This window comes from Actinotalea sp. (genome assembly GCF_041597215.1).
Lineage (GTDB): Bacteria > Actinomycetota > Actinomycetes > Actinomycetales > Cellulomonadaceae > Actinotalea.
This window is the reverse complement of sequence record NZ_JBFHHB010000212.1, coordinates 1-5707: the sequence shown is the minus strand read 5'-3', so window position 1 is coordinate 5707 and position 5707 is coordinate 1. Positions and strand designations below refer to the sequence as shown.

At 74.0% G+C, this 5707-nt stretch carries 3 protein-coding genes; 1 reads left to right on the top strand and 2 read right to left on the bottom strand.

The window, feature by feature from the left end:
• Both recA and ABWK99_RS12955 read right to left on the bottom strand, forming a co-directional pair.
• Window positions 1–1002 (bottom strand): recombinase RecA (recA, locus tag ABWK99_RS12960; protein WP_372595120.1); only part of this gene is annotated, 1002 nt, incomplete at its 3' end.
• 279 nt (window positions 1003–1281) lie between these two features.
• On the bottom strand, window positions 1282–1500 hold the full coding sequence (locus tag ABWK99_RS12955) for a DUF3046 domain-containing protein (RefSeq protein WP_372595119.1): 219 nt from the start codon (window positions 1498–1500) through the stop codon (window positions 1282–1284).
• A 131-nt stretch (window positions 1501–1631) separates the two neighbouring features.
• Here ABWK99_RS12955 and ABWK99_RS12950 point away from each other — a divergent pair.
• The coding region (locus ABWK99_RS12950) for a DEAD/DEAH box helicase (protein WP_372595118.1) at window positions 1632–5707 on the top strand (4076 nt) is incomplete at its 3' end.

Here is a 5707-nt window from a genome sequence, read left to right as displayed (position 1 = left end):
GTCCGCGGGGACGATGCCGACCTTCACGCGGATCTTGTGGTCGATCTCCTGCCCGAGGGTCGGGTTGTCCTTGAGGAACTGGCGGGCCTTCTCCTTGCCCTGACCCAACTGGATCTCCCCGTAGGTGAACCACGCACCGGACTTGCGCACGATGCCGTGCTCCACGCCGAGGTCGATCAGGCCACCTTCGTAGGAGATGCCCTCGCCGTAGATGATGTCGAACTCGGCCTGCTTGAACGGCGGGGCGACCTTGTTCTTCACGACCTTGACGCGGGTGCGGTTACCGACCGCGTTCGTGCCCTCCTTGAGGGTCTCGATGCGGCGGATGTCCAGGCGCACCGAGGCGTAGAACTTCAGCGCCTTGCCACCGGTGGTGGTCTCCGGCGTGCCGAAGAAGACTCCGATCTTCTCCCGGAGCTGGTTGATGAAGATCGCCGTCGTGTTGGACTGGCTGAGCGCGCCGGCGATCTTGCGCAGCGCCTGCGACATGAGCCGGGCCTGGAGACCCACGTGGCTGTCGCCCATCTCACCCTCGATCTCTGCCTTGGGCACGAGGGCGGCGACCGAGTCGATGACCACGAGGTCGATCGCCCCGGAACGGATCAGCATGTCCATGATCTCCAGGGCCTGCTCCCCGGTGTCCGGCTGGGAGACCAGCAGCGCATCGGTGTCGACGCCGAGCTTCTTGGCGTACTCCGGGTCGAGCGCGTGCTCGGCGTCGATGAACGCCGCGATGCCGCCGGCCCGCTGGGCGTTGGCCACGGCGTGCAGCGCGACCGTCGTCTTTCCGCTGGACTCCGGCCCGTAGATCTCCACCACACGGCCGCGCGGGAGCCCGCCGATGCCCAGGGCGATGTCCAGGGCGATCGAGCCGGTCGGGATGACCTCGACCGGTGCGCGGCCGTCGTCACCGAGACGCATGATCGATCCCTTGCCGAACTGCCGGTCGATCTGGACCAGCGCGGCCTCCAGGGCCTTGGCGCGGTCTGCGGGAGCTGCCATGTCTCACCTCGGTGTCGCGGGGCGGGGTGTGCCCACCGGTATCGGTGTGGACCTCGTCCACCAGTGCTCTGTCTCGTGCGATGACGCTACGTCCCGCCTCCGACACGCCGCCGACCCCGCCGGGCCGGCTGTGGAAGGCGGTGGGACCGTCTCGCCTGAGGAGAGATTAGCCGAACACCTGTTCGACTGCACGCCTCTGGCTCCGACACGCCGTGGGGAGCACCCACGGCCCGCCGGGCGCCCGGTCCGGCACCCGCGGCACCCGCGAGGGCCCTGCGCTCAGGACGAGGGCCGGTCCGGTCCCCAGCGTCGTGCCACGGGGACCTCCATCGCATCGCACAGCGCCCACCAGACCGTACGCGGCTCGTCCCCGTCGGCGAGGGCCTGGGCCGCGGTCCGGTCGCCGAGCCGCTCCAGGACCTGCTCGTCGACCAGGACGGGCCCGAGCCGGGCCCCGAAGACGTCGACGACGGCCTCGCGGAAGTCGCTGTAGCGCATCGCGACAGCCTGCCACGTCCGCGCGGCAGCCCCGTCCCGCGTCTCGCCCGGCCGTGCTGCCGCGGACCGCCCTGCGCTCGGTGCCCAGGCTCGGTCCGGCGGGTGTCGCAGGTGCGGGCCACAATGCCGTGGTGAGCTCAGCGCGGCCGGACCCCCTGGACGGCTTCTCCGCGCCGACGGCCTCCTGGTTCGCCGGTGCCTTCGCCGCGCCCACCGCGGCACAGGTCGGCGCGTGGGACGCCGTCCGGTCGGGCGCGCACGCCCTGGTCGTGGCCCCGACCGGCTCCGGGAAGACCCTCGCAGCCTTCCTCTGGTCCCTCGACGGGCTGCTGACAGGGGAACCCGTCGCCGATCCCGCCGCGCGATGCCGGGTGGTCTACGTGTCCCCGCTCAAGGCTCTCGCCTCCGACGTGGAGCGCAACCTCCGCTCCCCGCTCGTCGGGATCCGCCAGGCCGCTCGGCGAGCGGGTCTGGACGTGCCGGAGGTGCGCGTCGGGGTGCGCACGGGCGACACCCCGCCCGGTGAGCGCCGCAGCTTCGCCACCCAGCCGCCCGACATCCTCATCACGACACCCGAGTCGCTCTTCCTCATGCTGACCTCCGGGGCGAGGGCCGGGCTCGTGGGGGTGCGGACGGTGATCGTGGACGAGATCCACGCCGTGGCCGGGACGAAACGCGGCTCGCACCTGGCCGTCAGCCTCGAACGGCTGGACGCCCTGCTCGCCGAGCACGGCGGCCCCGCGCAGCGGGTGGGGCTCTCGGCGACCGTCCGGCCGGTGGAGCAGGTCGCCTCCTTCCTCTCCGGAGCACGCACCCCGGCCGAGGGCGGGCGCGAGGTCCGGATCGTGCAGCCTCCCTCGACCAAGGAGATCCGGGTCGATGTCGTCGTGCCCGTTCCGGACCTCGCGGACCTTCCCGCGAGCCCCGGCGCGGCCGGCCCGCTCGGCGGGGACGACGCCTCGCAGGTCCCTGCCGACGCCTCGCCGCGGCAGCGTGCCTCGATCTGGCCCCATGTCGAGGAGCGTGTCGTCGACCTCGTCTCGGCGCACCGGTCCACCCTCGTCTTCACCAACTCGCGGCGCGGGGCCGAGCGTCTGACCGCACGCGTCAACGAGACCTGGGCCGGTCGCCTCGGCCTCGACCTGCCGGAGCCCGGCTCGCTCGTCCCGTCGGAGATCAGCGCCCAGTCGGGAGCCGCTGTCGGCCTTCCCGCCGACGGAGCCACCGTCCTGGCCAGGGCGCACCACGGGTCGATGAGCCGTGCCGAGCGCACCCGCACCGAGGCGGAGCTCAAGGCAGGCACCCTGCCGGCCGTCGTCGCGACCTCCTCGCTCGAGCTGGGCATCGACATGGGAGCCGTCGATCTCGTCGTCCAGGTCGGGGCACCACCCTCGGTGGCCTCGGGACTGCAGCGCATCGGCCGCGCCGGGCACCAGGTCGGCGCGATCTCGCACGGGGTCATGTTCCCCACCTTCCGCGGAGAGCTCGTCCCGGCCGCCGTCGTCGCGGAGCGGATGCGCGCCGGGGAGATCGAGCGTCTCGAGGTCCCGGCCAACCCCCTCGACGTCCTCGCCCAGCAGGTCGTCGCCATGGTCGCGATCGAGGACTGGACGGTCGACGAGCTCGCGGCGGTCGTCCGCCGGGCCGCGCCCTTCACGACCCTCGGGCGTGCGAGCCTGCACGCCGTCCTCGACATGCTTGCGGGGCGGTACCCGAGCGAGGACTTCGCCGAGCTTCGCCCGCGCCTGGTCTGGGACCGCGCGACGGGTGTGCTGCGGGGTCGACCCGGCGCTCAACGGCTCGCGGTGACCAGCGGCGGGACCATCCCCGACCGCGGCCTGTACGGGGTGTTCCTCATGGGTGCCGACGCGGCCGGCACCCGCGGCGGCACCCGCGTCGGCGAGCTCGACGAGGAGATGGTCTACGAGTCGCGCGTGGGTGACACGTTCACCCTCGGCTCGAGCACCTGGCGGATCGAGGAGATCACCCACGACCAGGTCAGGGTCTCGCCTGCTCCGGGACAACCCGGCCGGCTGCCCTTCTGGAAGGGCGACTCCCCCGGCAGGCCGGCTGAGCTGGGCCGGGCGATCGGCGCCTGGGTGCGCGAGACCGCCGCCCTGCCGGCCGAGCAGGCGCGGGCCCGGGTCGCCGGCGCCGGTCTGGACCCCTGGGCCGCCGACAACCTCGTCGCCTACCTGACCGAGCAGCGCGAGGCGACGGGGCAGGTCCCCGACGACAGGACCGTCGTCGTCGAGCGGTTCCGGGACGAGATCGGCGACTGGCGGGTGATCGTGCACTCCCCGCACGGTGCGCGGGTGCACGCCCCGTGGGCCCTCGTGCTGCGCGCGCGCCTCGCCGAGCGCTACGGGCTCGACGCCGCCGTCCTGCACTCCGACGACGGGATCGTGCTGCGCCTGCCGAACGTCGTCGAGTCGGGCGAGGGGACCTGGGACCCGGCACTCGGGGAATGGTCCGTCGCGGACCTGCCAGGACTCGAGCTCACCGACCTGCTGCTCGACCCGGACGAGGTCCACGAGCGGGTCCGCGCCGAGGTCGGCGGCTCCGCCCTCTTCGCCGCCCGGTTCCGCGAGGCGGCGGCCCGCTCGCTCCTCCTGCCCCGCCGCCGGCCCGACCGCCGGCAGCCCCTGTGGCAGCAACGCCAGCGCTCCGCCCAGTTGCTCGCGGTGGCCGCCCAGCACCCCCAGTTCCCCGTGCTGCTCGAGGCAGCCCGGGAGTGCCTCCAGGACGACTTCGACGTCGACGCGCTGGCAACCCTCATGCGTGAGATCGCCAACCGACGGATTCGCGTGGTGGAGGTCACCACGCCCTCCCCGTCCCCGTTCGCCCAGTCGCTCCTGTTCGGCTACACCGCCCAGTTCCTGTACGACGGCGACGCCCCGCTCGCCGAACGACGGGCCGCGGCACTCGCCCTGGACCCCGAGCTCCTCGCCGAGCTCCTCGCCGGGCAGGCCAGCCCCTTGGCCGACCTCCTCGACCCCGATGCGGTGCTGGCGGTCGAGGCGGAGGTGAGCGGGCGGGCGGACGGCCGGCGCGCACGGGGGCCGGAGGAGCTCGCCGACGTCGTCCGTCGGCACGGCCCGCTGACCGGCGCAGCCGCCCTGGAGCGCAGCACCGCCGCAGACCTCGCCGAGGTCGTGGACTGGCTCACGGCACTCGAGGAGCAGCGTCGGGTGATCCGTGTGCGGTGGGCCGCGACGGAGCACTGGGCGGCGATCGAGGATGCGGGGCGGCTCCGGGACGCTCTGGGAGTCGCGCTCCCGGTCGGGGTGCCGGAGGAGTTCACCGAGCTGGTCGCCGATCCCCTCGGGGACCTGCTGCGGCGGCATGCCAGGACGCACGGCCCGTTCACCACCAGCGAGGTCGCCGCACGCTTCGACCTTCCCCTCGCGGTCGCGGCGGAGGTCCTGGGACGGCTCACGGCGGCGGGGGTGCTCGCCACCGGACGCATCCGGCCGGACAGCCTCGGCGGGACCGGGGCCGACCACTGCGACGCCGGGGTGCTGCGGCTCCTGCGCCGGCGTTCCCTCGCCGTGCTGCGGGCCGAGGCCGAGCCCGTCCCCCAGGAAGCGCTCGGCACCTTCCTTCCGCAGTGGCACCAGGTCGAGGAGCGCCGGGTGGAGGTCCCGGCGGGTCATGGCTCGCAGGACCCGGCGCCCGCGCCTCGACTGCTCGCCGCTCGCAACGGGGTCCGAGGGATCGACGGCCTGGCGCGCGTGGTCGAGCAGCTGGCCGGCTTCCCGGTGCCCGCCTCCGCGCTGGAGTCCCTCGTGCTCCCTGCACGGGTGAGCGACTACGCACCCGCGATGCTCGACGAGCTCACCGCCGCAGGCGAGGTCCTGTGGGCCGGCCACTCCGCCCTGGCCACCCGCGACGGGCTCGTGAGCCTCCACCCGGCCGTCACCGCCGACCTGACGCTCCCCGACGAGGCTCCCGTCCCGGTCGACGGGATCGCGGCAGCGGTGCGCGCCGCGCTCGACGGTGGTGGCGCGTGGTTCCTCGAGCCGCTGAGCCAGCGCGTGCGGGCGGACCTGGACGAGGAGGTGCCGGTGGCTGCCGTCGTGGACGCCCTGTGGGAGCTCGTCTGGGCCGGCGTGGTCACCAACGACGGGATCGGGCCGCTGCGCGCCCACCTCGGCAGCGGCGGCCGCCGCTCCGGGACGGCCCACCCCGTCGCGCGGTCCGCGCC

What these genes read in the sequence shown, in the direction of transcription:
- ABWK99_RS12955 (WP_372595119.1), bottom strand. Translation starts at nt 1,500, where the DNA reads ATGCGCTACAGCGACTTCCGCGAGGCCGTCGTCGACGTCTTCGGGGCC.